This window comes from Streptomyces sp. MBT65, from assembly GCF_016612545.1.
GTDB lineage: Bacteria > Actinomycetota > Actinomycetes > Streptomycetales > Streptomycetaceae > Streptomyces.
Window position 1 is genome coordinate 65,580 of record NZ_JAENRY010000014.1, and the last position, 24,480, is coordinate 90,059.

Sequence of the window (24,480 nt, forward strand, 5' to 3'; positions counted from 1 at the left end):
GAAGGTGAGCGGAGTTACGAGGTCGGAGTCGCAGCGGCTCTGCGCCCTGCCCTTGCGATGGAGATCTGCCGTGCGGCCCTCGGGCCGAGTACGGAGACGACGAGCAGGACGCCGGTGACGACGATCTGCGACTGTGCGGAGACGTTCAGCAGGCTCATGACGTTCTGAAGGGCGCCCAGCAGGAACACTCCGGCCACGGCACCGCCCAACGTGCCCTTGCCACCGTCGAAGTCGATCCCGCCCAGCAACACGGCGGCCACGACGGACAGTTCGAGCCCGGTCGCGTTGTCGTAGCGAGCGCTGGCGTAGTGCAGCGCCCAGAAGATGCCGGTGAGGGAGGCCATCAACCCCGTCACCGTGAACAGGATCAACTTCTGCCGGCGCACCCGAATACCGGCGAACCGCGCCGCCTCCACATTCGCCCCGATCGCGAACAACGACCGCCCGAACGGCGTGGCGTGCAGCACGACCACCCCGATCGCGAGCAGCACGAGGAAAGGCAGAAACGCCTGCGGAAGGAACGTCCCCCCGAGCCGCCCGGACGCGAAGTCCAGGTACTGCGTGGGGAAATCGGTCACGGCATCGGAGCCGAGCACGATCTGCGCGATCCCCCGGTACGCGGCGAGCGTGCCGATGGTGACGGCGAGGGACGGAAGTCCCAGCCGGGTGACGAGGAGCCCGTTCACCAGCCCGCAGACCACACCCAGCAGCAGGCAGATCGGGATGATCGTCTCGATCGTCATGCCCTCGTTCCACAGCTTGCCCATCACCGCGCCCGAGAGACCGGCCGTGGACGCGACCGAGAGGTCGATCTCGCCGGCGACGACCAACAAGGTCATCGGGAGCGCGATCAGCGCGATGGGAAGGGTGTTGCCGATCAGGAACGACAGGTTCAGCGCGTTGCCGAAGCCGTCCACGAAGGAGAAGGAGAACAGCAGCAGGACGATGAGCAGGGCGCCGACGACCGTGTCCCAGCGGATCACGCGGTTCGCAGAGAACGCGGACTCAGGCATGGCGGGCGTTCCTCTTCTTCAGTGCGGTGGCCACGCGCAGGGCGACGATCCGGTCGACGGCGATGGCGAGGATGAGCAGGATGCCGTTGATGGCGAGCACCCAGACGGAGCTGACGCCGAGGGCGGGCAGCACACTGTTGATGGAGGTCAGCAGGAGTGCGCCGAGGGCCGCTCCGTAGACGCTGCCGGAGCCGCCGGTGAAGACGACACCACCGACAACTACCGCGCTGACGACGGTGAGTTCGTAACCGGTGCCGGTACCGGAGTCGACGTTGCCGAAGCGGGCCAGGTACATCGCGCCGGCCAGTCCGGCGAGCCCGCCGCAGAACGTGTACGCGGCGAGGATCCGCTTGCGGACGGGGATACCGGCGAGCCGCGCGGCCTCGGGATTGGAGCCGAGGGCGTACAACTCCCGTCCGCTGCCGAAGTGTTTGAGGTAGTAGGCGGTGGCGATCAGCACGGCGAGCGCGATCATCGCCAGCCAGGGCACCGCGGACAGTCCGCCGGAGCCGAAGTCCACGAAGCCGCCCGGGAGATCGGCGGCCGTGATCTGCCGCGAACCGACCCAGATGGAGTCGACGCCCCGGATGATGTAGAGCGTGCCGAGGGTGACGACCAGCGCGGGCACCTGACCGAGGCTGACCAACAGCCCGTTGACCAGGCCGAGTCCGATGCCGAGCAGGACCGCCAGCAGGATCGCGATCGCAGCGTTGCCACCGCCCTGGAGATAGGTGCCGGTGGCGAACGCGGTGATGCCGAGCGTGGAGCCGACCGACAGGTCGACGTTGCGGGTGATGACGACCAGCGACTGGCCGGTGGCGACCAGGACGAGGATGGTCGCGTTGAGGAGCAGGTCCTTGATGCCCTGCTCGGACAGGAACTCGCTGTTGCCGGCCTGGGTGATGCCGATCATCACCAGGAAGACGACCAGGATGGCGAGTTCACGCATCTTGAAGACCCGGTCGACGAGCCGGGTGCTGCTCGACTCGGGAACTTCGGCGGCGGGCGCGGGATTCGGCGCGGTGACCGTCATACGGCGGCCCTCCCGGAAGCTGCGGTCGTCATGAAGGACCTGGTCATGCGGCGGCCCTCCCGGTGGCTGCGGCCATCACGGTTTCCTCGGTGGCTTCGGAGCGGGGGATCTCGGCGGTGAGGCGGCCCTCGTGCATCACCAGCACGCGGTCGGCCATGCCGAGGATCTCGGGCAGATCGGAGGAGATCATCAGGACGGCGACCCCGTCGGCGGCCAACTCGCTGAGCAGTCGGTGCACTTCGGCCTTGGTCCCGACGTCGATGCCACGGGTCGGCTCGTCGACGATCAGCACCTTCGGGCCGGTGGCCAGCCACTTGGCGAGAACGACCTTCTGCTGGTTGCCGCCGGACAGCGTGTTGACGGTGTCGGCGATCCGCGCGTACTTGACGTGCAGCTTCACCGCCCAGTCGAGGGAACGGCTGCGTTCGGCGCCCCGGTCGACGAGGCCCGCCTTCACGGTCGTACGCAGCCCGGTCAGGCCGATGTTCCGCTCGATGGACATGTCCATCACCAGGCCCTGGGCCCGCCGGTCCTCGGGGACCAGGGCGAGGCCCGCGGCCATCGCGGTCGAAGGGGCGCCGTTCGTCAGCGACTTGCCGTCCACCTCGACCCCGCCGGCGTCCCACCGGTCGATGCCGAAGACGGCCCGCGCCACCTCGGTACGGCCGGCGCCGACGAGACCGGCGAGACCGACGATCTCTCCGCGCCGTACGTCGAAGGAGACGTCGGTGAAGACGCCCTCGCGGGTCAACCGCTTGACGCTCAGGGCGACTTCACCGGGTTCCACGTCCTGCTTGGGGTACAGCTCGTCGAGGTCGCGGCCGACCATCCGGCGTACGAGATCGTCCTCGGTCATTCCCTCGATCGGCTCGCTGGAGATCAGCGCACCGTCGCGCAGGGTCGTGACCCGCTGGCAGATCTGGAAGATCTCCTCCAGCCGGTGCGAGATGAACAGGACGGCGGCGCCCTGTTCGCGCAGGGTGCGCACCACGCCGAACAGGCGGGCCACCTCGCTGCCGGTGAGGGCGGCCGTCGGCTCGTCCATGATCAGGACGCGGGCGTCGAAGGAGAGCGCCTTGGCGATCTCCACGATCTGCTGGTCGGCGATGGACAGACCGCGCGCCGGGCGGTCGGGGTCGAGTTCGACGCCGAGCCGCTTCATCAGGTCGGCGGTCGCCGCGTACGTGGCCTTGTGGTCGATACGGCCCAGGGCGCGGCGCGGCTGGCGGCCCATGTAGATGTTCTCGGCGATCGACAGGTCGGGGAAGAGGGTCGGTTCCTGGTAGATCACGGCGATGCCCGCGTCGCGGGCGTCACCGGGGCCGTGGAAGAGGACGGACGCGCCGTCGAGCAGCACCTGGCCGGCGTCGGGCCGGTGCACACCGGCGAGGGTCTTGATGAGGGTGGACTTGCCCGCGCCGTTCTCACCGGCGAGGGCGTGCACCTCACCGGGGAACAGTTCGAGGGACACGTCCCGCAGGGCGCGCACCGCGCCGAAGGACTTGGAGATGCCCTTGAGCGCGAGCACCGGGGCCGGACCCGCGTCTGACGGGTGGGTCATGAGGGGCTCCTCGACGACGCCGGCGGGCAGGCCCTCACAGCGTCGTGAAAGGTTTCAACTTGGTTGCCGGGACGTTAGGCGGGCCAACGTTGTCACGTCAATGGGTCCGCCTCGAAAATCTTTCGATAGCCGAAGGTCACGTTGGAGTCACGGAGCACAGGCTTCGCCGTAGGGCTTGACACCCCTTCGGGAGGCTCATAACTTCGCTCTCTGAATCGTTTCATACATACTGCGTTTCGTCGCATGTCACAGGAGCCCACAAGTGACCGATCTCGCCGCGGTGAAGGCCGCTCTCAAGACCCAGGCAGTCGAGACGCCGTCGTGGGCGTACGGGAACTCGGGGACCCGGTTCAAGGTCTTCGCCCAGGAGGGTGTGCCGCGGACCCCGCAGGAGAAGTTGGAGGACGCGGCCAAGGTCCACGAGTTCACCGGTGTGGCGCCGACGGTCGCCCTGCACATCCCCTGGGACCGGGTCGACGACTTCGCGGCGCTGGGCAAGTTCGCGCAGGACCACGGGCTGAAGCTCGGCGCGATCAACTCCAACACGTTCCAGGACGACGACTACCGGCTCGGCAGCGTCTGTCATCCCGACGCGGCGGTGCGGCGCAAGGCGCTCGACCATCTGCTGGAGTGCGTCGACATCATGGACGCGACGGGCTCCGCCGATCTGAAGCTCTGGTTCGCCGACGGGACGAACTATCCGGGCCAGGACGACCTCTCCGCCCGCCAGGACCGGTTGGCGGAGGCGCTCGCGGCGGTGTACGCGCGGCTGAGGGACGGGCAGCGGATGCTGCTGGAGTACAAGTTCTTCGAGCCGGCCTTCTACGCGACCGATGTTCCCGACTGGGGGACGGCTTACGCGCACTGCCTGAAGCTCGGGCCGAAGGCGCAGGTCGTGGTCGACACGGGGCATCACGCGCCCGGTACCAATATCGAGTTCATCGTGGCGACGCTGCTCCGCGAGGGGAAGCTCGGGGCGTTCGACTTCAACTCGCGGTTCTACGCGGACGACGACCTGATGGTGGGGGCGGCCGATCCGTTCCAGTTGTTCCGGATCATGTACGAGGTGATTCGGGGTGGGGGGTTCACTCCGGACGTGGCGTTCATGCTGGATCAGTGTCACAACATCGAGGCGAAGATTCCGGCGATCATCCGGTCGGTGATGAACGTGCAGGAAGCGACGGCGAAGGCGCTGCTCGTGGACGCGGTGTCGTTGGGTGCCGCGCAACGGGCTGGGGACGTGCTGGAGGCGAATGCCGTGGTGATGGACGCGTACAACACGGATGTGCGGCCGCTGTTGCGGGAGGTGCGGGAGGAGTTGGGGCTTGACCCTGACCCCATTGCGGCGTACCGCGCCGACGGGTGGCAGGAGCGGATTGTCGCTGAGCGGGTTGGTGGGCAGCAGGCCGGTTGGGGCGCCTGAGCGTCTGCCGGAAATCCGTCGTTCGCGGGTGCGGGGCGTTGTGGCCGGTCGCGCCCACGCGGCGGTGGCCGCACATCAGCACAGCCCCACACCCCTGATAGTCCCCTCTCTCACGTAAGGACCCGAGTTCATGGCACCGCACCACGAAGCCGCCTCGCTGCTTGCTCGTTCCCGTCGGCTTGGCGCTGATCCTCGTAACACCAATTACGCCGGCGGGAACGCGTCCGCCAAGGGTGTCGACACGGATCCCGTCACCGGGGGTGATGTCGAGTTGATGTGGGTGAAGGGGTCCGGGGGTGATCTCGGGACACTCACCGAATCCGGGCTCGCCGTGTTGCGGCTCGATCGGATGCGAGCGCTCGTCGATGTGTACCCCGGGGTGGAGCGCGAGGACGAGATGGTCGCCGCGTTCGACTACTGCCTGCACGGCAAGGGGGGTGCGGCGCCCTCCATCGACACCGCCATGCACGGGCTCGTGGACGCGGCGCACGTCGATCATCTGCATCCCGACTCGGGGATCGCGCTCGCCTGTGCCGCCGACGGGGAGAAGCTGACCGCCGAGTGCTTCGGGGACTCCGTGGTGTGGGTGCCCTGGCGGCGGCCCGGGTTCCAGCTGGGGCTGGACATCGCCGCCGTGAAGGAGGCCAATCCTCAGGCCATCGGGTGTGTGCTCGGGGGGCACGGGATCACCGCCTGGGGTGCGAGTTCCGAGGAGTGCGAGCGGAACTCGTTGCACATCATCCGTACCGCCGAGGCGTTCCTCACCGAGCGCGGGAAGGCGGAGCCCTTCGGGCCCGTCGTCGAGGGGTACGGTCCGCTCGGCGACGGTGAGCGACGGGAGCGGGCCGCCGCGCTCGCGCCGTACATCCGTGCCGTCGCCTCTCAAGACCGGCCGCAGGTGGGGCACTTCACCGATTCCGAGGTCGTGCTCGATTTCCTGGCGCGGGCCGAGCATCCGCGGCTCGCCGCGCTCGGTACCTCCTGCCCCGACCACTTTCTGCGGACCAAGGTCCGGCCGCTCGTTCTCGATCTGCCGCCCACCGCCCCGCTGGACGAGGCGATCGCCCGGCTGAAGGAGCTGCACTCCGGCTATCGCGAGGAGTACGCCGCCTACTACCAGCGGCACGCCCTGCCCGACTCCCCCGCGATGCGCGGCGCCGACCCGGCGATCGTGCTGATCCCCGGCGTGGGCATGTTCTCCTTCGGCAAGGACAAGCAGACGGCGCGGGTGGCCGGCGAGTTCTACGTCAACGCCGTCAACGTGATGCGCGGCGCCGAGGCCGTGTCGGCGTACGCGCCGATCGAGGAGTCGGAGAAGTTCCGTATCGAGTACTGGGCCCTGGAAGAGGCCAAGTTGCAGCGGATGCCGAAGCCCAAGCCGCTCGCCACGCGGGTCGCACTCGTCACCGGAGCGGGCAGCGGGATCGGGAAGGCGATCGCCCGGCGGCTGGTCGACGAGGGTGCGTGCGTCGTGATCGCGGATCTCAACGCGGAGAACGCGGCCTCCGTCGCCGAGGATCTGGGCGGGCCCGACAAGGCCGTTGCCGTCACCGTCGATGTGACCGACGAGGGGCAGATCGTCGAGGCCTTCAAGACCGCTCTGCTCGCCTTCGGCGGGATCGATCTCGTCGTCAACAACGCCGGGATCTCCATCTCCAAGCCCCTGCTGGAGACTTCGGCCCGGGACTGGGACCTCCAGCACGACATCATGGCCCGCGGCTCCTTCCTCGTCTCGCGTGAGGCGGCCCGGGCGATGATCGCCCAGGGTCTCGGCGGCGACATCCTCTACATCGCGTCCAAGAACGCCGTGTTCGCCGGCCCCAACAACATCGCGTACTCCGCGACCAAGGCCGACCAGGCCCATCAAGTACGGCTGCTCGCCGCCGAGTTGGGCGAGCACGGGATCCGGGTCAACGGGATCAACCCGGACGGTGTCGTGCGGGGCTCTGGCATCTTCGCGGGCGGCTGGGGCGCGCAGCGGGCGGCGACCTACGGGATCGAGGAGGAGAAGCTCGGTGAGTTCTACGCCCAGCGGACCATCCTGAAGCGTGAGGTGCTGCCCGAGCATGTCGCCAACGCCGTCTTCGCCCTCACCGGCGGGGACTTGACGCACACCACCGGGCTGCACGTCCCGGTCGACGCCGGCGTTGCGGCCGCCTTCCTTCGGTGAGCGCGGACGTGAAGGCGTATGCCGCGGTCGACCTCGGCGCGTCCAGTGGACGGGTCATGGTCGGCCATGTCGGGCCGGACTCCCTGGAGTTGGCGGAGGCCCACCGCTTCCCCAACCGGCCCGTCCGCACACCCGAGGGGCTGCGCTGGGACATCCTCGCGCTGTACGCGGGCGTCCTCGACGGACTCCGGGCAGCGGGACCGACTCTCGATTCCGTCGGCATCGACAGTTGGGCCGTCGACTACGGGCTCTTGGACGTCGACGGGGCCTTGCTGGGCAATCCCGTGCACTATCGGGACGCCCGCACGGAGGGCGTCGCCGAGAAGGTGTGGGCGACCGTGCCCGCGGGCGAGTTGTACGAGTCGACCGGGTTGCAGTACGCACCCTTCAACACCCTGTACCAGCTCACGGCAGCCCGCGACTCGGCCCAACTGGCCCAGGCCGAAAGGCTGTTGCTCATCCCCGATCTGCTGTCCTACTGGCTCACCGGGGAGCAGGGCACCGAGCTGACCAACGCCTCCACCACTCAACTCATCGATCCCCGGACGCGCGACTGGTCGTACGACATCGCCTCCCGCCTCGGCATCGGCCTCGGGCTGTTCGCACCCCTGCGGCAACCGGGCGATCCGGCCGGGGTGCTGCGGGCCGAAGTGCTGGAGGAGACGGGACTGAGCGGGCCCGTGCCGGTGACGGCGGTCGGATCGCATGACACCGCGTCAGCTGTCGCCGCCGTTCCGGCGGTTGAGGAGCGGTTCGCCTATATCTGTACCGGGACCTGGTCCCTGGCCGGTCTCGAGCTCGACGCACCGGTGCTCAGCGAGGCGAGCCGGAGCGCCAACTTCACCAACGAGCTGGGGCTCGACGGCACGGTCCGCTATCTGCGCAACATCATGGGGCTGTGGCTGCTTCAGGAGTGTGTACGGGCCTGGGGCGAGCCGGAGTTGGGAGAGTTGCTGCGCGGGGCGGCCCGGGTTCCGGCGCTGCGGTCGGTCGTGGACGCGGGGGACGCGGCGTTCCTGGCGCCGGGGCGGATGCCGGAGCGGATCGCCGATGCCTGTCGTAGCTCGGGGCAGCCGGTGCCCGAGTCCCGGGCGGAGATCACGCGCTGCATCCTCGACTCCCTCGCGCTCGCCCATCGGCGGGCGGTCGTCGACGCCCAGGAACTCGCCGGCCATCCGGTCGATGTCGTACACATCGTCGGGGGCGGTACCCGCAACGCGCTGCTGTGCCAACTGACCGCCGACGCCTGCGGGTTGCCGGTGATCGCCGGGCCGACAGAAGCCGCCGCGCTGGGCAATGTGCTCGTCCAGGCACGGGCCCACGGGCTCGTCGGTGACCTCGCCGGGATGCGGGGGCTGCTAGCCCGCACCCAGCCGTCGACGCGCTACGAGCCGCAGGGCGACACCGCCCGGTGGCGGGCGGCGGAGGCCCGGCTCGCCGCGCGGTGAACCGGAGCCCAAGAAAGTTCCCTCCGGCTCGGAGACCCGGTTCGCCACCCGTTGAGCTGGGGGCTCCCCCAGACGGTGACCTCCGACTACGCTGCATCCATCCGATGATCGACCATTAAGGAGCCGCGATGCGTGTCGCCCTGTTCCTGACTTGCGTCAACGACACGCTCTATCCGGACACCGGGCGCGCCGTGGTGAAACTGCTGACCAGACTGGGCGTCGAGGTCGACTTCCCGATGGCCCAGACCTGCTGCGGACAGGCGCACTACAACACCGGCTACCGCCATGAGGCCGAACCGCTCGCCCGGCATTTCTCCGATGTCTTCGGGGGGTACGAGGCGATCGTCACGCCGTCCGGGTCCTGCGGGGCGATGGTGCGGGAGCTGTATCCGCGGATGGGGGAAAGGGCCGAGGCCGAAGGGCGCGGTGACACCCTCGCGGCCACGTTGGCGCCGGTGGTGCCGAAGACGTACGAACTGACCGAGTTCCTCGTGGACGTGCTCGGGGTGACCGACGTCGGGGCCTACTACCCGCACAAGGTCACCTATCACCCCACCTGCCACGGGCTGCGCAGCCTGGGCCTCGGTGACCGGCCGCTCAGGCTCCTCCAGGCCGTCAAGGGGCTGGAGTTGGTCGAGTTGCCCGGTGCCGACGAGTGCTGCGGGTTCGGCGGGACGTTCGCCGTGAAGAACGCCGATGTCTCGGCGGCGATGGGCGCCGACAAGGTGCGCAACGCGGAGTCGACGGGCGCCGAGGTGCTGTGCGCGGCGGACAACTCCTGTCTGATGCACGTCGGCGGCACGATGGCCCGGCTGCACACCGCCATGCGGCCGGTGCACATCGCGGAGATCCTGGCCGCCACGGAAACGGAGACCGCCACGGAGACAGGGACCGTCACGGAAGAGGAGACACACGCATGAGCGGCACGTTCGTCGGCATGCCGGCCTTCCCGGCCTTTCCCGTGGCCGCCCATGAGGCCGTCAACAACCAGACGCTGCGCGGAAATCTGCGCCACGCCACCCACACGATCCGCGCCAAACGGGCCAAGGCCGTGGCGGAGCTGTCCGACTGGGCCGCGCTCCGCGAGGCCGGCAAGCAGATCAAGGACCACACCCTCCGTCATCTCGACCGGTATCTGGTCCAGTTGGAGGAGTCGGTGACGGCCGCCGGCGGTGTCGTCCACTGGGCCGCCGACGCCGACGAGGCCAACCGGATCGTCACTCGACTCGTCCAGGAGACGGGCGAGTCGGAGGTCGTCAAGGTCAAGTCGATGGCCACGCAGGAGATCGGGCTCAACGAGGCCCTGGAGGCGGCGGGCATCCGCGCCTACGAGACCGATCTCGCCGAACTCATCGTGCAGTTGGGCAAGGACCGCCCCTCGCACATCCTGGTGCCCGCGATCCACCGCAACCGCGGCGAGATCCGCGAGATCTTCGCCCGCGAGATGAGCGAGTGGGGCCGCCCGGCGCCGGACGGGCTGACCGACACCCCCGCCGAACTCGCCGAGGCCGCCCGCCTCCACCTCCGCGAGAAGTTCCTCCGCGCCAAAGTCGGCATCTCCGGCGCCAACTTCATGGTCGCCGACACCGGCACCCTCGTCGTCGTCGAGTCGGAAGGCAACGGCCGGATGTGCCTCACCCTCCCCGAGACGCTGATCTCGGTCGTCGGCATCGAGAAGATCGTGCCCACCTGGCAGGACCTAGAAGTCTTCCTCCAGACCCTCCCCCGCTCCTCCACCGCCGAACGCATGAACCCGTACACCAGCACCTGGACCGGCACGACCGACGGCGACGGGCCGCGCACCTTCCATCTGGTCCTGCTCGACAACGGCCGCACCGACACCCTCGCCGACGAGGTCGGCCGCCAGGCCCTGCGCTGCATCCGCTGCTCGGCCTGCCTCAACGTCTGCCCGGTGTACGAGCGGGCCGGCGGCCATGCCTACGGATCGGTCTACCCGGGCCCGATCGGCGCGATCCTCAGCCCCCAACTCCGGGGCACGGCAAGCGAGATCGACGCCTCGCTGCCGTACGCCTCGTCGCTGTGCGGTGCCTGCTACGAGGTGTGCCCGGTCGCCATCGACATCCCCGAGGTGCTGGTGCATCTGCGGGAACGGGTGGTGGAGGGCGGGCCAGTGACCCGCGAGGGCAACAAGGTCGTCCTGCAACCCGCCAAGGGCCATGCCGCCGAGCGCGCGGCCATGCGGGCGACCCGCTGGACGTTCACGCACCCGGGCGCCCTGCGCACCGGGCAGCGGCTCGCCTCCCGCACCCGCCGCTTCCACCCACGGACCCTGCCCGGACCCGGCAAGGCCTGGAGCGGCACCCGGGACCTGCCCGCCGTGCCCCCGGAGCCGTTCCGCGACTGGTGGCAGCGCACGCACGGTGGAAAGGACGGCGCCAAGTGAGCAGCAGGGAACGGATCCTGGGGCGCGTGGAGCGCGCGCTCGCGGACGTGCCACAGGACGACACCCCGTACGAGCAAGCCGTACAGCGCGACTATCTGCGCGAGCACGGGAATCGGAGTGCCGAGCAGACCGTCGACCTGCTCGCCGAGAACCTGGCGGACTACCGGGCGCTCGTGCACCGGTGCACGGAGGCCGAACTGGCCGCCACCATCGCCGGGTTGCTCGCCGAGCGGGGCTCGCAGACGGTCGTCGTGCCGCCGGGTCTGGAGCCTTCCTGGCTCGCGGCGGCCGACATCGAGCGGATCGCGGACCGGGCCGAGAACACCCCGCACGAGCTGGACCGGGTCGACAGTGTCGTCACGGCGTGTGCGGTGGCCGCCGCCGAGACCGGGACCATCGTCCTGGACGGCGGCCCGGACCAGGGCCGCCGCCGGATCACGCTCGTCCCCGACCACCACATCTGTGTCGTACGGGTGCCGGACCAGGTGGTGTCCTCGGTGCCCCAGGCCCTTCAACGCCTCGACCCGGCACGCCCGTTGACGTGGATCTCGGGTCCGTCCGCGACCAGTGACATCGAGCTGGACCGGGTCGAGGGGGTGCACGGTCCGCGCACCCTGGAGGTGGTGCTGGTGAGCGGTCAGGCGAGCGTGGACGTCAACTCGTAGCGACCCGAGGGGAGTTCGAAGGACGCGGTGCCGTCCGCGAAGCCGAGGAACTCGACGCCCAGGGCCTCGGCCAGGGGCCTCCCGTTCTCGTGGACGGTCGCCGGGTCGGTGGCGGGGATGCGCAGGGTCGCCGTGCTGTTCGCGGGAACCACCGCCCGGTACGTCAACTGCCCCTCCCGCACGGCCCATTCGCTGACGATCTCGCCGTAGGGAGAGACGTGCGAGCCGCTCACCCGGGTGATCCCGCCGGTCGGGTCGGGGTGTGGGCGGAGGAAGAAGTGCTTGAAGCCCGGGTGTTCGGGGTCCTTGGCGATGCCGGCCATGCTCTCGTACATCCACTCCATGATCGCGCCGTAGGCGTAGTGGTTGAACGAGTTCATGTCGACCGGACCGAAACCGTCCTGCTTCGAGTACGAGTTCCAGCGCTCCCAGACGGTGGTGGCGCCGTTGGCCACCGAGTAGAGCCAGGACGGCATCGCGTTCTGGTGGAGGAGGCGGTACGCCAGGTCGACGCGGCCCTCGGCGGTGAGGACGGGGGCGATGACGTTCACGCCGAGGAAGCCCACGGAGAGGGTGTTCTCCGCGTACTCCACGCGGGTGCTCTCGGGGTGGGCCGCTTTGTAGGCCTGGCTGTTGCCGATGTTGTCGGCGAGCAGGGTGACCAGTTGACGGTGCTGGAACTCCTTGTCGTAGAAGCCGAGTTTGAGGATCCAGAGCAGGGCGGTCTGGGTGTTGTCCTCGGTCTTGCCGGCGCTGTTGCCCGGTGTGTGGGGTGGTGGGTCGCCGAGGCTCGACCGGACGGTGAGCTGTCCGGTGAGGGCGTCGGTGGCGAAGTACTTGGTGATGAAGGCTCGTTTGATGTGGGCGAACAGCCGCTCGTAGGTGGCTGTTTCGGCGGTGCGGCCGGTGGCGCGGGCCATGTCCGCCATGAGGCGGGCGCTGTAGCCGTAGTAGACGTCGCTGATGAGTTGGGTGCTGGTGATCTGGAAGGCGAGCCAGTCGCCGAAGACCGCGCCCTGGCCGGCGTGGGTGTCGCCGGTGCGGTGTCGAATCCAGTCGAGGTACTTGGTCATCGCCGCCCAACTGCGGTCGATGATCGTGGTGTCGCCGGACATCTGCCACACGGTCCACGGCACGACCACTCCGCAGTCGGCCCAGCCGCTTGCGGGAACCGGCCGACTGTAGCGGTGGCCCGGGGCGGCCCAGGGGAACTGGGCCTCATCCGCGCCGTAGGTGTGCTGAGAGTCGATCAGTGTGTCCTGGAAGTGGCTCAGGAAGGGGACGGCGTCGGTGTTGAACAGGGCCGTGGCGCAGAAGAGTTGGGTGTCGCCGGTCCAGCCGAGGCGTTCGTCGCGCTGCGGGCAGTCGGTGGGCACCCAGAGGTAGTTGCCGCGCTGGCCCCAACGGACGTTGCTGATCAGTTGGTTGACGGCGGTGTCGTCGGTGGTGACGGTGCCGAGGTCGTGGAGGGCGGAGGTCGCCACGCGGCCCGTGAGGTCGACGAGGGTCACGGTCTCGGTCGTGGTGACGGAGACGTACCGGAAGCCGTAGAAGGTCAGCGAGTCCTGGTGGGTCTCGCCGGCCGGGTCGCCCTTGAGGATGTAGGTGCTGGTCGCCTCGGCGGTGCGCAGGTTCGCGCGGTAGACCGAGCCCGCCGGTCCGTCGGCGCCCGCGCTGTCGTCGTTGAGCATCTCCCCCGGTTTGAGGGTGACTTGGGCACCCGCCGGGCCGCGCAGGGTGTAGCGGGGGACACCGACGAGGTTCTGGCCGAGGTCGATGACGGCGGTGTCGCCGGGGTGCAGGGTGACGGGGAGGGTGGTCGCCCGGGTGGCGTCCGTGGATCCCGTGACTTCTCTGGCTCCCGTAGGTCCCGTGGCTCCCGTGGCTCCCGTGGCTCCCGTGGCTCCCGTGTGGACGGTGACGGACTGCGGCTTGCGGTCCCACTCGGGCATCAGGCGGGCGCTCTCGCCGGGACAGGCGACCAACTGGGCGTCCGGGAAGGGGTGTTCGCGCTCCGCCACGGCGGACCAGGCCGAGGCGTCGAAGCCGTTCGTCGTCCAGCCGGGGAGTCCCCTGCGGGCGTCGTAGGTCTGCCCGTCGTAGATGTCGTCGGCGCGGTAGGGGCCGGTGTCGGTGGCCCGCCAGTCGTCGCCGGGTGCGGTGACGACCGTCTGGGCGGAGCCGTCGGCGTACCGGATCAGGAGTTTCGCCTTGAGGGCCAGGGAGTTGCCGTCGACCGAGTGGTAGGCGCTGTTCTCGGAGATACGGCCGTTGTACCAGCCGTTGCCGAGCACGGCCGCGAGGGTGACCTGCGAGGGGTCCGTGAGCAGGTCCGTGACGTCGTAGGTGAAGTAGTTGACGGTGGTGTCGTAGTTGGTCCAGCCGGGGGTCAGCAGCTCGTAGGTCGTGCCGTCGCCCTGCGGAACCGGGACACGTCGGCCGTTGACGTACGCGTCGTACACGCCGAGCGCGGACACGTACAGGCGGGCCTCGGTCACCTCGCCGCCGGTCCGTGCCGTCTGGCGGCGCAGGAGTGGTGCTCCGGGGGTGTTCGGGCGCTTGCCCGCCATGCCGATCCACCGCGCGCCGTCCCAGCCGGTGACTCCGTCGGTGCTGAGGAGGCCGGTCTCGAAGTGGGCGGTGGCTGCGGCGGTGACGGCTCGGCCGTGTTCGTCCCAGACCGTCACCGTCCAGTGGTAGCGGGTCGAGGCGCGCAGTTCGGGGCCCGAGTAGCGCACGGCGACCGAGTCCGCCGTGTCGACGCGGCCGCTGTCCCAGACGTCGGCGCGGCCGTGGGCGAGTTGCTCGGCCGTGGTGGCGAGCATGATCCGATACGCCGTCTGGTGCCGGCCGCGCGCGGTGGACGACATGCGCCAGCCGAATCGGGGGTGTGCCGCGTCGACGCCGAGCGGGGCGGTGCGGTGTTCCACGGTCAGGTCCGACACCGTGGTCTCCGCCGACGGGGTTCCTTCTGTGGGGGCCGTTCCGTCGGCTCCGTCGTCCATGCCGTTGTCCCTTCGGCCTGCCGGGAGGTGGAGGTGTACCGCTGACACGGAGTGGCTCCGCAGAGGTGGCTCCGCATCCGTTCAAGGTCGCCATACCCCCGGTCACCAGCCGGTAGGCCCTCGCTGATGGGCGGCGTCGGACCGGCGCCGTTAGCGTGAGGACATGATCCGGTTCGAGCAGGTCAGCAAGCGGTACCCGGACGGTACGACGGCCGTGGACGGGCTGTCCTTCGAGGTGTCCGAGGGTGAACTCGTCACGCTCGTGGGCCCGTCCGGCTGCGGCAAGACGACGACCATGATGATGGTCAACCGGCTCATCGAGCCCACCTCCGGCCGGATCCTCGTGAACGGCGAGGACATCGCCGGCGTCGACCCGGTGCAGCTGCGCCGCCGTATCGGATACGTCATCCAACAGGTGGGCCTCTTCCCGCACCGCACGGTCCTCGACAACACGGCGACCGTGCCGTCCCTGGTCGGCTGGAAGCGGGCGAAGGCGCGGGCCCGGGCCGCCGAGCTGCTCGATCTGGTGGGGCTCGACCCGAAGACGTACGGTCCGCGCTATCCGGAGCAGTTGTCGGGCGGGCAGCGGCAGCGCGTCGGGGTGGCGCGGGCGCTGGCCGCCGATCCGCCGGTGCTGCTGATGGACGAGCCGTTCGGTGCCGTCGACCCGGTGGTGCGGGAGCAGTTGCAGGACGAGTTCCTGCGGATGCAGGCCGCCGTGCGCAAGACGGTGCTGCTGGTCACGCACGACATCGAGGAGGCGGTACGGCTCGGTGACCGGATCGCCGTGTACGGGCAGGGGCGGATCGAGCAGTACGACACCCCCGGCGCGGTGCTCGGCAAGCCGGCGACGCCGTACGTCGCCGAGTTCGTGGGCGCGGACCGGGGGCTGAAGCGGTTGTCGGTGACGGAGATCGAGCCCGACGACCTGGAGCAGCCGCCGGTCGCCCGGGTGGACGAACCGGCCCGGCGGGCCGCCGACCGGCTCCGGGTGGAGGGCGCGCGGTGGGCGGTGGTCCTCGACCAACAGGGTGAACTGCAGGGCTGGGTCAAGGCCGACGAACTCACCGCGGGCGGCACCGTCGGCGACCGCGCCCACCGGATGAACGCGTGGGTACCGGTGGGCGCCCCCTTGAAGCAGGCGTTCGGCGTGATGCTCCAGCACGACGCCGGGTGGGTCGCCGTGCTGGACGGGGCACGCTTCCTCGGCGTCCTGACTCCGGCGAAACTGCACGAGGCGCTCCGGCGGTCCGTCGACGCGGACGCGCTCGGAGTGCCGCGCGGGCAGGTGGACTTCGACTCGGTGGCGGACGCGTGAGGATCGCTGCGCGGCTCAGGAGTAGGTGATGGGGCAGCCCTGTCGCAGTGAGTGCTGGGCGGCGCGCAGGTACAGGGAGACGTAGAAAGCCGTGTCCAGGCTCTCGCTCCAGCGGCCGGGGGAGGCGGCGGCGAACTCCTCGGCCTCGCCCTCCAGGAACCAGAAGGTCAGGGCGAGGTTCCCGGACATCTCCGGTATCTCGACGGGCAGTTCGAGGGCCGCCGCCAACCGCTCGGCGACGGCGAGGACTTGAGGTGCTCCCGCGATCACTGTCTCGTCCGTGTACGCGGAGCTGATCGGCAGCCGTATCTGCTCGTCGAGCGAGACCGGCACCAGCACCGACCAGTCACCGATCAACGCCCGCTCCGCCGGAGTCAGTTGGCTGCGGCACAGCGCGTCGAACCCGAACATGGACGGGCTCAGCTTCTCCTCGAACGCCGCCCCGAAGTCCCGCTCGGGCACGGACGTGTACGGCGGCAGCCCGCGCCGGGCCAGCTCCGCGTCGAGCCCTTTGGCGATCGCGCCCATCCCCCCTTCCCCTCTGTCCTCACTCAGCCACTCCTCCGCACCGACGTCGATCAGATAGACACCCATGCCCGAACGCTACAAGCCGCCACTGACAACGGCCCGAACCTCACTTCAACAGACCCTTGTCCTTCAGATACGTCCGCGCCACGTCCTGCGCCAACCGCCGCCAGCTGTCGACCTGTTGGTTCATCGATGCCAGGTCGGCCGTGGTGAGGACGTCGTTGAGTTGCCCCAGCGCCTTGGTCACGCCCGTGCTCCCCGCCCGGGAGCGGTTGACGACCGGGACGACGTAGTCGGCGTTCTGGAGGTGCTTGTCGTCGGTGAGGAGGACCAGGCCGAAGCCGTCGAGGGTGGCGTCGGTGGTCGTGGTCAGCACCATCTGGTCCTGCCCGTTCCGCACCGCGCTCTTGGCCTGGGTAGTGCCGACGCCCTTCGGGTCGACGGCGGTGATGTCGATGCCGTAGGTCTTCTTCAACCCCGGTTCGCAGTACGGCCGTTGGACGCATTCGTCGCCCGCCGCGAGCCGCACCTTCAGTCCCGAGGCGCCGAGGTCGCTGAGCGTCTTGAGATGGTGCTCCCGCGCGTACGAGCGGGCCACCGCGAAGGCGTTCTGGTCGACGGCCTTCCCCGGGTCGAGGACGGTCAGGCCGCGCGGCGTGGCCAGTCGGCGCAGTGCCTTCATGGTGGTGGTGAGGTCGGGTGAGCCGACGGCCGGTGCGTCGGGGCCGTTGGTCTTGGCGTTGAGCCAGTCGGCGAAGGTGGCCGCGTACTCGGGTACGACGTCGATCTGCCCGGATTCCAGGGCGGGTTCGTAGAGTTCGCGGTTGGCGACGGTGAGCAGGGACGTCTTGTAGCCGGCCTGCTTCAGCAGCAGCGCGTACATCTGGGCGAGCAGGTCGCTCTCGGTGAAGCCGGCCGAGCCGATGGTGAGGTGGTGGCTGTCGCCGGGTGGCGCGGTGACGGCGCCCTGGTTCTCCAGGGACGGGCCGGTCGAGCAACCGGTGACCAGGAGCAGGGCGGCCGCGGCAAGACGTCGCTTCATCGCGCTCTCCCCGCCCATCGGGGTGCCAGCCGTTCGGTGACCGCGAAGACGCCCTCGACGAGCAGCGCGAACACGGCGACGAGCACCGCCCCGGCGACCACCTGCGCGGTGTTGGCGAGGTTGAAGCCGGCGGTGATGATGCGGCCGAGTCCGCCGCCGCCCGCGAGTGCGGCGATGGTGGCGGTCGCGACGAGTTGGACGGCCGCGATCCGTACGCCGTTCATCAACAGCGGGAGAGAGAGCGGCAGTTCGACGCGGAACAGCATCTGACTGCCCGTCATGCCCATACCGCGTGCGGCCCGCACCACATCGCGGTCGACCTCGCGCATGCCGACGTAGGCGTTGGTGAGCAGTGGCGGTACGGCGAACAGGACGAGGGCGACGACGGTGGGGCCCTCGCCCCACTTGCCGATCGGGGTCAGGAGCAGCAGGACCAGGACGGCGAAGGTGGGCACCGCGCGGCCGATGTTGGAGATGTTGACGGCGAGCGCGCCGCCCTTGCCGAGGTGGCCGAGGACGAGCGCGACCGGCAGCGCGATCAGGCAGCTGATGACCAGGCAGACGACGGTGAGGACGAGGTGCTGCGCGAGCCGGTGCCAGATGCCGTCGTCGCCGCTCCAGTGGGCGGAGTCGGTGAGCCAGTGCCAGGCGTCGGTCAGGGTGTTCATCCGCGCACCGCCCTGGTCCAGGGGGTGATCAGCCGTTGCACGAGCAGGAGGAGCAGGTCGGCCAGGATCGCGATCACCACGCAGAGCACGGACGCGGTGAGCACCTGGGCCTTGAAGTAGGTGTTCATGCCCGCGTAGATGAGGTTACCGAGTCCCCCGAAGCCGACGATCGCGCCGACCGTGACCAGGGAGACCGCCGAGACGGTGGCGATGCGCAGGCCGGCCATCGCGGCGGGCAGCGCGAGGGGCAGTTCCACGGTGAGAAGGAGGCGGATCGGGCCGTAGCCCATGCCGCGTGCGGCCTGTCGGGTCTCCTCGGGTACGGCGCGCAGGCCCGCGAGGATGTTGCGGACGAGCAGGGTGAGGGAGTAGAGGACGAGTCCGGCGACGACGAGGGTGGCGGAGAGGCCGTAGACCGGCAGGAGCAGGGAGAACATCGCCAGGGACGGGATGGTGTAGAGGACCGTCGTGATCGCGAGCACCGGTCCCGCGGCCCAGCCCCAGCGGCGGGCCACGACCGCGAGCGGCAGCGCGACGGCCAGGCCGATGAGCACCGAGATCGCGGTGAGCTGAAGGTGCTGGCCGACCGCGTCGAGAAGGATGTGGCGGCGGGTGCTCAGGTACTCGCCGCAGATCCACTCGTTGCGGGCGAGGCAGTCGTCCGGGGGCGCGGTCACAGGTCCATTGCATCGGGCGGGCCGGGGGGCGGCTCGTTCTGGTGACCCGTACGGGCGTCGGTCAGGGGTTCCAGTAGGTGGCGAGGGAGGCGACGAAGACCGCCGCGGAGGTGAGGACCACGAGTTGAGCGGCGGCGGTGGTCCAGAGGCGGCAGGCGATCGCCAGGGCGACGGTCACGGCCTCGGCGCGGCAGAGGAAGACGACACAGTGGTACTGGTAGGAGGCGGCCGTGGAGTCCATCATCCCGGCATAGCCCATCCAGTCCTCGGTGAAGACGCCGTCGCTGCCGAGCAGCAGGATCAGCGCGACGAGGAAGATATCCAGGCCGACGAGCAGCCCGCACGCGATGGCGTCGGCGCGTCGGTGTGCGCGCGAGCGGCGCAGGACGCGCTGCGGGAAGCCGTCGACGGGGGTGCTCCGGTCCGTCATCGGGTGCCTCCGGTGGTGCGCCAGGGACCGACGCCGAGTCGTCCCGTGGTCCCGAGGTCGAGGCCGCCGTCCGGTGTCAGGAGGAGCGGCAGGGAACCGGACCGTGCCGCGACCGTCAGATAGTGCACGTAGGCCGCGCCTTCAAAGCCGGTGGTGGTGTTGCGCCACAGCAGGCCGGCGGAGGCGGTCTCGCCGGGGGCGAGCGTCACCGCGGCCGGTGGTTCGTCGAGGCCGGTGACCGTGGCGATACCGGCGCTGCCGTGGATCACCGACACACCGGTCACGTGCTGCTGGTCCCGGTCGAGCAGCCGGATCTCGGGGTAGCCCTGGACGCGGTAGGCGCGGGTGCCGCAGTTCTCCAGGGTGAGGTCCATGGCGCGCAGGCCCATCGCGGGGTTCACCGGTCCGGCCGTTACGCGGATGCCCTCCTCCGGGCAGACGGGGCCCGGCTTGGACCATCCGGCGGCGGGATCGTCGTAGGACACCTCCGTGACCGTCCAGATGGCGGCCCCGACGAGGAGCCCCACCATCGCGACCAGCACGGTGTCGTACACGCTTCTCGGCGTCCTTCTCGGCATCCGCAGAGTCGATCAAGACGGGGGCGGGACCGCTGTGGCGGAAGCCATACCTCCGGTCACAGCCCTGTCACAACGGGTCCCGCGCGCCCGACCCCGAGGGTGTCGCTGAGTACACCCCGCGATACGGGTTCTGCGCCCAATGTGCCTAACCGGCTCTCTCCGTAGCGTCGTCGGCGAGGCACAGGGCGTGCCGCACGGAGGGTGATGGCGATGTTTCGCACCGCACGACGGACGCACGACAAGGGACCCGCCGCCGAGGCACTGCGGCTGGTCAAGGTGAGCAGGACCTACGGCCGTGACGACAGCGCCGTGACCGCCCTGGACGGGGTGACGCTGAGCCTGGAGCGCGGCACGTTCACCGCGGTGATGGGTCCTTCGGGGTCGGGCAAGTCGACGCTGTTGCAGTGCGCGGCGGGGCTCGACCGGCCGGACAGCGGGATCGTGATGGTCGACGGCGCGGAGCTGACGGGCGGGAGCGAGGCCGAGCTGACGCGTTTCCGGCGCGGGCGGATCGGGTTGGTGTTCCAGCAGTACAACCTGCTCGACACGCTCACCGTCGCGCAGAACACCGTGCTGCCGCTGAAGCTCGCCGGGCGGCGCGTCGACCGGGGACGGGCCCGGGAGATCCTGACCGCGGTCGGTCTCGGCGACCGGCTCGGGCACCGCCCCGAGCAGCTCTCCGGCGGTCAGCGGCAGCGGGTCGCGATCGCCCGCGCGCTGGTCGCCGAACCCCGGGTGATCTTCGCGGACGAACCGACCGGCGCCCTGGACACGCGCAGCGCGCGGGACGTGCTGCTGCTGTTGCGGGAGGCGGTGCGGGTGCACGGCCGGACCGTGGTGATGGTGACGCACGACCCGGTCGCGGCCTCGTACGCCGACTCGGTGGTGTTCCTCGCGGACGGCAGGCTCGCCGGCCGGATGCACGCGCCGACCGTCGACGCGGTCGCCGAACGGCTGGCGCACCTGGGCGACGACGTGACGGTGGGGGTGTGAGCGATGTTCGCACTGGCGATGCGTTCGATCCGGCGGCGGCCGGGGCGGTTCCTGGCGACACTGCTGGCCGCGTTCCTCGGCGCGGCGATCATCATGACGTTCAACTCGCTGCACGACACGGCGGCACAGCCCGGCATCGACTCGGTCAGCACCGAGACGCTGTCCACGTCGGCGAGTGTCGTCGGCGGTTACGGCACCCTGCTGGTGTTCTTCGCCGTCGCCTCGACGCTGACGGTCAACGTGCGGCAACGGTCAAGGGAGTTGGAGACCCTGCGCTGCTCGGGGGCGACTCCGGCGCAGCTCAAGCGGATGGTCGTGGGTGAGGCGGTGGCCGTCGCCCTGCTGGGCGCGGTCCTCGCCGTCGGTCCCGCGATGCTCGGCGGGCGGGCGCTGCTCGGGGTGTTCCAGGACAGCGGTCAAGTCGCGCGGTCCGTCGACTACTCCTTCGGTCCCTTCGCCCTCCAATCCGGCCTGGGAATCACCCTGTTGGCCGCGGCGGGCGCCGCGTTCCTGGCCGTACGGCGGGCGACCCGCGGGCGGCGACAGCGGGGCCGGGCACGTACGTTCCTCGCGTACGCCGCGCTGGTCGCGGGTGTGGTGTCGGTGTCGGTGACCTTCGCGTTCTCCGCGACGGACGCGGCGTTGATGGCCGCGCCGGCGTACGGGGCGATCCTGCTCTCGGTGGGACTGGCCCTGCTGGCACCGCGGTTGCTGAAGGGGCTGCTCGACCGGCTCCGACTGGCCGGTGCGAGTGGGTGGTTGGCCGTCCGCATCCTGCGCGAGCGGGCCGATCAGCTGGCCGGGATCCTGATGTCGCTGATCCTGTTCACGGCGGTGTCGACGGCGACGCTGTACATGCAGGCGGTGGAGAGCGACGCGGTGAAGGCGTCGGGCCTGAGGAAGTCGGTGGACGCGAAGAACCTGGAGACCCTCAACTTCACGGTCGTCGGCATCATCGTGGTCTTCGTCTGTGTGATGCTGGTCAACTCGCTGTACGCGGCGACGACTTACCGTGCCCGCGAGTTCGGCGGACAGCGACTGGCGGGCGCCACACCGGGGCAGGTGCTGCGCACCGTCGGCGTCGAGACGGCGATCCTCACGGTCGCCGGGGTGCTGTCCGGCACGGCGGCGGCACTGGCGGGGATCGTGCCGTTCACCGTGGTCCGCACGGACTCGGTACTGCCGCACCAGGGGCTCGGGATCTGGCTCGCGGTGGTCGCGGTGGCGGCGACGGTGACGCTGGGGACGAGTCTGCTGACGGCGCGGCGGGTGCTGCGTACGCCTGCGGTGGAGGCGGTGGGATTGGCCGCGTGAATACGACGGACACTGTGCTGGAGGGGCAGGCGCTACGGCACCCGCCCCTTCGTCGCGGCTACGGAGGCCGGGCCACATGCGCCGGGTTCGGCCGCGTCCCAAGGGCGCGGGGCGGTATCGATATACGGCTCCGCCACGAGGCCGCCGCAGACGACCGACGGCACTTCCCGACGCTCAGGCGACCCCGGCCGCGTCCAGCAACGTCCGCACGGTCTCGACGGTCAACCCGTCCAGGGACTCCAGCTTCGCACCGGCGCGGGCGCTCGCGCCGTCGAAGACCAGCATCAACTGGCGTGCCAGCAGGGCGGGATCCTGTGCGCCGCCCAGCTCGACCTGGGCGCGGAAGGCCTCCTGCAACGCCTCCTTCGCGGCGCGGGCGACCACGCTCGCCGGGTGCTCGGGGTCCTTCAGCTCGACCAGTGCGGCGAGAAAGGGGCAGCCCATGTACTCGGGTTCGGTCGAGGACTTCTCCGCCTGCTCGAAGACGTACAGGATGCGCTCGCGGGGCGTACCGGCGTCGTCCGGGCCGGGCATGAGCCGCGCCGCGTAGCCCGGGGCGCGGCGCTCCAGGCTCGCGGCCAGGACCTCGTCCTTGCTGTCGAAGAGCTGGTACATCGACCGCTTCGAGACTCCGGCGGACCGGCACAGCGCCTCGACGCCGATGGAGACGCCGTCACGGTAGAAGAGCTCGGCCGCCGCGTCGAGCAGCCGGTCCCGGGTGGACGCCTTGTCTGTCGTGGCCATACCGCGAGGTTACCGCGCCGGAGGCCAAGAGGAAACCGATCGGTGTACAAGCTTGCGCGGGCACCGGATCCCGGGTGACAGTGAGGTGAACAAGCGCTTAGATATGTTGCCGCACGCCGATGCGTCACCCGTGATCCGCCGGAGGCCCCGTGTTCCGTTCCGTCGACGAAGTCGCCGCACGCCTCGCCGAGACCGGCTATCTGGCCTCGCCCGCGGTCGCCACCACCGTCTTCCTCGCCGACCGCCTCGGCAAGCCGCTCCTCGTCGAGGGCCCGGCGGGCGTCGGCAAGACCGAACTCGCCAAGGCCGTCGCCGAGGTCGCCGGCGCCCGGCTGGTCCGGCTCCAGTGCTACGAGGGCGTCGACGAGTCCCGCGCGTTGTACGAGTGGAACCACGCCAAGCAGCTGCTCCGCATCAGCGCGGGCCGCGACGAGAGCTGGGACGAGACCCGCACCGACATCTTCAGCGAGGAGTTCCTGCTCCCCCGCCCGCTGCTCACGGCGATCCGCGGCGACGACCCGAAGGTCCTGCTGATCGACGAGACCGACAAGGCGGACGTCGAGGTGGAGGGCCTGCTGCTGGAGGTGCTCAGCGACTTCCAGGTCACCGTCCCGGAGCTGGGCACGATCACCGCGACCCGTCGCCCTTTCGTGGTCCTCACCTCGAACGCCAGCCGCGAACTCTCCGAGGCCCTGCGCCGCCGCTGCCTGTTCCTCCATATCGGCTTCCCCGACGAGGAGTTGGAGCGTCGGATCGTACGGCTGAAGGTGCCGGGGCTCGGCGAGGCGCTGGCCGAGTCGGTGGTCCGGGTGGTCGGTGCGCTGCGCGAGATGGAGCTGCGGAAGGTGCCGTCGGTGGCCGAGACCATCGACTGGGCCCGCACCCTCCTGGCGCTCGGCGCCGACACGCTGGACGAGTCGGTCGTACGGGACACCCTCGGCGTGCTCCTCAAGCATCAGGACGACATCCTCAGGGCGGCGGCGAAGCTCGATCTGGACGCGGTGTGAGTGCCGCCGGTGTCACCGAGCGGCTGACGGGCCTCGTCGGGGCGCTGCGCGCGCACGGTCTGCGCATCGGCACCGGCGAGACCGTGGACGCGGCGCAGGCGATGGAGGCGCTCGGGTTCACGGATCGCGAGCTGCTGCGCGAGGGACTGGCGGCGACACTGCTGCACGGCACGGGTCAACGCCCGGTGTTCGACCCGGTCTTCGACCTCTACTTCCCGCGCGGTATCGGGGCACCGCAGGGCGAGCCCGCCGGCCGCGAGGACCTGCGGGACCGGCTCGCGGCGGCGCTGGCCGCCAACGACCGTGCCCTGATGGGGCAGTTGGCGGCGGAGGCCGTCGACGGTTTCGGCGGCTACGGCAACTCCCCCACGTCGGACGGCTGGTCGTCGTACCAGACCCTGGAGTGGCTGCGTCCGCACCCGGGCCAGCAGCGTCTGCGGACGCAGCCACTCCAGGGTC

General features: G+C 70.1%; 21 protein-coding genes and 1 pseudogene. 11 read left to right on the top strand and 11 right to left on the bottom strand.

Annotated elements, in window-relative coordinates:
- Positions 1-14: 14 nt before the first annotated feature.
- Genes JHN63_RS05750 through JHN63_RS05760 form a run of 3 tightly spaced genes read right to left on the bottom strand, consistent with a single transcriptional unit; the run spans position 15 to position 3,607 of the window.
- Positions 15-1,013 carry an ABC transporter permease gene (locus tag JHN63_RS05750; protein WP_200677586.1) on the bottom strand — a complete coding sequence of 333 codons (999 nt, stop codon included), beginning with the start codon at positions 1,011-1,013 and terminating at the stop codon, positions 15-17.
- The gene (locus JHN63_RS05755) at positions 1,006-2,046 is read right to left on the bottom strand and encodes an ABC transporter permease (protein WP_200677587.1); all 1,041 of its coding nucleotides are present in this window, start codon (positions 2,044-2,046) and stop codon (positions 1,006-1,008) included. Before JHN63_RS05755 ends, JHN63_RS05750 begins: the two co-directional genes overlap by 8 nt.
- Before the next feature lie 43 nt (positions 2,047-2,089).
- Positions 2,090-3,607, bottom strand: coding sequence for a sugar ABC transporter ATP-binding protein (locus tag JHN63_RS05760; RefSeq protein ID WP_200677588.1), 1,518 nt, complete (start codon positions 3,605-3,607; stop codon positions 2,090-2,092).
- A 262-nt stretch (positions 3,608-3,869) separates the two neighbouring features.
- Between JHN63_RS05760 and rhaI the strand changes: the two genes are divergently transcribed.
- The 6 genes from rhaI to JHN63_RS05790 all read left to right on the top strand — a co-directional run bounded on the left by rhaI (position 3,870) and on the right by JHN63_RS05790 (position 11,717).
- Entirely contained in the window at positions 3,870-5,030 is a 1,161-nt protein-coding gene (gene rhaI / locus JHN63_RS05765; RefSeq protein ID WP_200677589.1) for an L-rhamnose isomerase, read from the top strand.
- Positions 5,031-5,160: 130 nt separating this feature from the next.
- On the top strand, positions 5,161-7,200 hold the full coding sequence (locus JHN63_RS05770; protein ID WP_200677590.1) for a bifunctional aldolase/short-chain dehydrogenase: 2,040 nt from the start codon (positions 5,161-5,163) through the stop codon (positions 7,198-7,200).
- An 8-nt stretch (positions 7,201-7,208) separates the two neighbouring features.
- The gene (locus JHN63_RS05775; RefSeq protein ID WP_200677609.1) at positions 7,209-8,648 is read left to right on the top strand and encodes a rhamnulokinase family protein; all 1,440 of its coding nucleotides are present in this window, start codon (positions 7,209-7,211) and stop codon (positions 8,646-8,648) included.
- A gap of 128 nt (positions 8,649-8,776) precedes the next feature.
- Positions 8,777-9,568 carry a (Fe-S)-binding protein gene (locus JHN63_RS05780; RefSeq protein ID WP_200677591.1) on the top strand — a complete coding sequence of 264 codons (792 nt, stop codon included), beginning with the start codon at positions 8,777-8,779 and terminating at the stop codon, positions 9,566-9,568.
- Positions 9,565-11,052 (top strand): LutB/LldF family L-lactate oxidation iron-sulfur protein, encoded by a 1,488-nt coding sequence (locus tag JHN63_RS05785; RefSeq protein ID WP_200677592.1) that lies wholly within the window; start codon positions 9,565-9,567, stop codon positions 11,050-11,052. The genes JHN63_RS05780 and JHN63_RS05785 overlap by 4 nt, the downstream gene beginning before the upstream one ends.
- The gene (locus tag JHN63_RS05790) at positions 11,049-11,717 is read left to right on the top strand and encodes an LUD domain-containing protein (protein WP_200677593.1); all 669 of its coding nucleotides are present in this window, start codon (positions 11,049-11,051) and stop codon (positions 11,715-11,717) included. Before JHN63_RS05785 ends, JHN63_RS05790 begins: the two co-directional genes overlap by 4 nt.
- Here the strand turns inward: JHN63_RS05790 and JHN63_RS05795 are convergent.
- A complete protein-coding gene (locus JHN63_RS05795) occupies positions 11,690-14,722 on the bottom strand; it encodes an alpha-L-rhamnosidase (RefSeq protein ID WP_200677594.1) in 3,033 nt (1,010 codons plus the stop codon). The genes JHN63_RS05790 and JHN63_RS05795 overlap by 28 nt on opposite strands.
- A 163-nt stretch (positions 14,723-14,885) precedes the next feature.
- Between JHN63_RS05795 and JHN63_RS05800 the strand changes: the two genes are divergently transcribed.
- Positions 14,886-16,040 (top strand): betaine/proline/choline family ABC transporter ATP-binding protein, encoded by a 1,155-nt coding sequence (locus JHN63_RS05800; protein ID WP_200677595.1) that lies wholly within the window; start codon positions 14,886-14,888, stop codon positions 16,038-16,040.
- Positions 16,041-16,055: 15 nt separating this feature from the next.
- Here the strand turns inward: JHN63_RS05800 and JHN63_RS05805 are convergent, their stop codons facing one another.
- From JHN63_RS05805 to JHN63_RS05830, 6 genes are all read right to left on the bottom strand, one after another.
- Positions 16,056-16,634: a hypothetical protein gene (locus JHN63_RS05805; protein ID WP_200677596.1), complete on the bottom strand. Its 579-nt coding sequence runs from the start codon at positions 16,632-16,634 to the stop codon at positions 16,056-16,058.
- 40 nt (positions 16,635-16,674) lie between these two features.
- Complete coding sequence (locus JHN63_RS05810) at positions 16,675-17,610, bottom strand: ABC transporter substrate-binding protein (RefSeq protein WP_200677597.1); 936 nt, start codon at positions 17,608-17,610, stop codon at positions 16,675-16,677.
- Positions 17,607-18,278 (bottom strand): ABC transporter permease, encoded by a 672-nt coding sequence (locus JHN63_RS05815; protein ID WP_200677598.1) that lies wholly within the window; start codon positions 18,276-18,278, stop codon positions 17,607-17,609. The genes JHN63_RS05810 and JHN63_RS05815 overlap by 4 nt, the downstream gene beginning before the upstream one ends.
- The gene (locus tag JHN63_RS05820; RefSeq protein ID WP_200677599.1) at positions 18,275-18,955 is read right to left on the bottom strand and encodes an ABC transporter permease; all 681 of its coding nucleotides are present in this window, start codon (positions 18,953-18,955) and stop codon (positions 18,275-18,277) included. The genes JHN63_RS05815 and JHN63_RS05820 overlap by 4 nt, the downstream gene beginning before the upstream one ends.
- 61 nt (positions 18,956-19,016) lie before the next feature.
- Positions 19,017-19,385, bottom strand: coding sequence for a hypothetical protein (locus JHN63_RS05825; RefSeq protein WP_200677600.1), 369 nt, complete (start codon positions 19,383-19,385; stop codon positions 19,017-19,019).
- Positions 19,382-19,939, bottom strand: a complete 558-nt coding sequence (locus tag JHN63_RS05830; protein WP_307781823.1) for a DUF4232 domain-containing protein — start codon at positions 19,937-19,939, stop codon at positions 19,382-19,384. The genes JHN63_RS05825 and JHN63_RS05830 overlap by 4 nt, the downstream gene beginning before the upstream one ends.
- Positions 19,940-20,173: 234 nt before the next feature.
- On the opposite strand from JHN63_RS05830, the gene JHN63_RS05835 reads away from it, so the two are divergent.
- A complete protein-coding gene (locus JHN63_RS05835) occupies positions 20,174-20,956 on the top strand; it encodes an ABC transporter ATP-binding protein (protein WP_200677602.1) in 783 nt (260 codons plus the stop codon).
- A gap of 3 nt (positions 20,957-20,959) precedes the next feature.
- Positions 20,960-22,270: an FtsX-like permease family protein gene (locus tag JHN63_RS05840; protein WP_200677603.1), complete on the top strand. Its 1,311-nt coding sequence runs from the start codon at positions 20,960-20,962 to the stop codon at positions 22,268-22,270.
- 174 nt (positions 22,271-22,444) lie between these two features.
- Here JHN63_RS05840 and JHN63_RS05845 read toward each other — a convergent pair whose 3' ends face one another.
- Entirely contained in the window at positions 22,445-23,014 is a 570-nt protein-coding gene (locus JHN63_RS05845; RefSeq protein WP_200677604.1) for a TetR/AcrR family transcriptional regulator, read from the bottom strand.
- A 149-nt stretch (positions 23,015-23,163) separates the two neighbouring features.
- Here JHN63_RS05845 and JHN63_RS05850 point away from each other — a divergent pair, with 149 nt between their 5' ends.
- Together JHN63_RS05850 and JHN63_RS05855 are read left to right on the top strand one after the other, a co-directional pair.
- Positions 23,164-24,021, top strand: coding sequence for a MoxR family ATPase (locus tag JHN63_RS05850; protein ID WP_200677605.1), 858 nt, complete (start codon positions 23,164-23,166; stop codon positions 24,019-24,021).
- Positions 24,018-24,480, top strand: a pseudogene (locus JHN63_RS05855) (hypothetical protein); the annotation flags it as partial. The gene JHN63_RS05850 and the pseudogene JHN63_RS05855, both read left to right, overlap by 4 nt.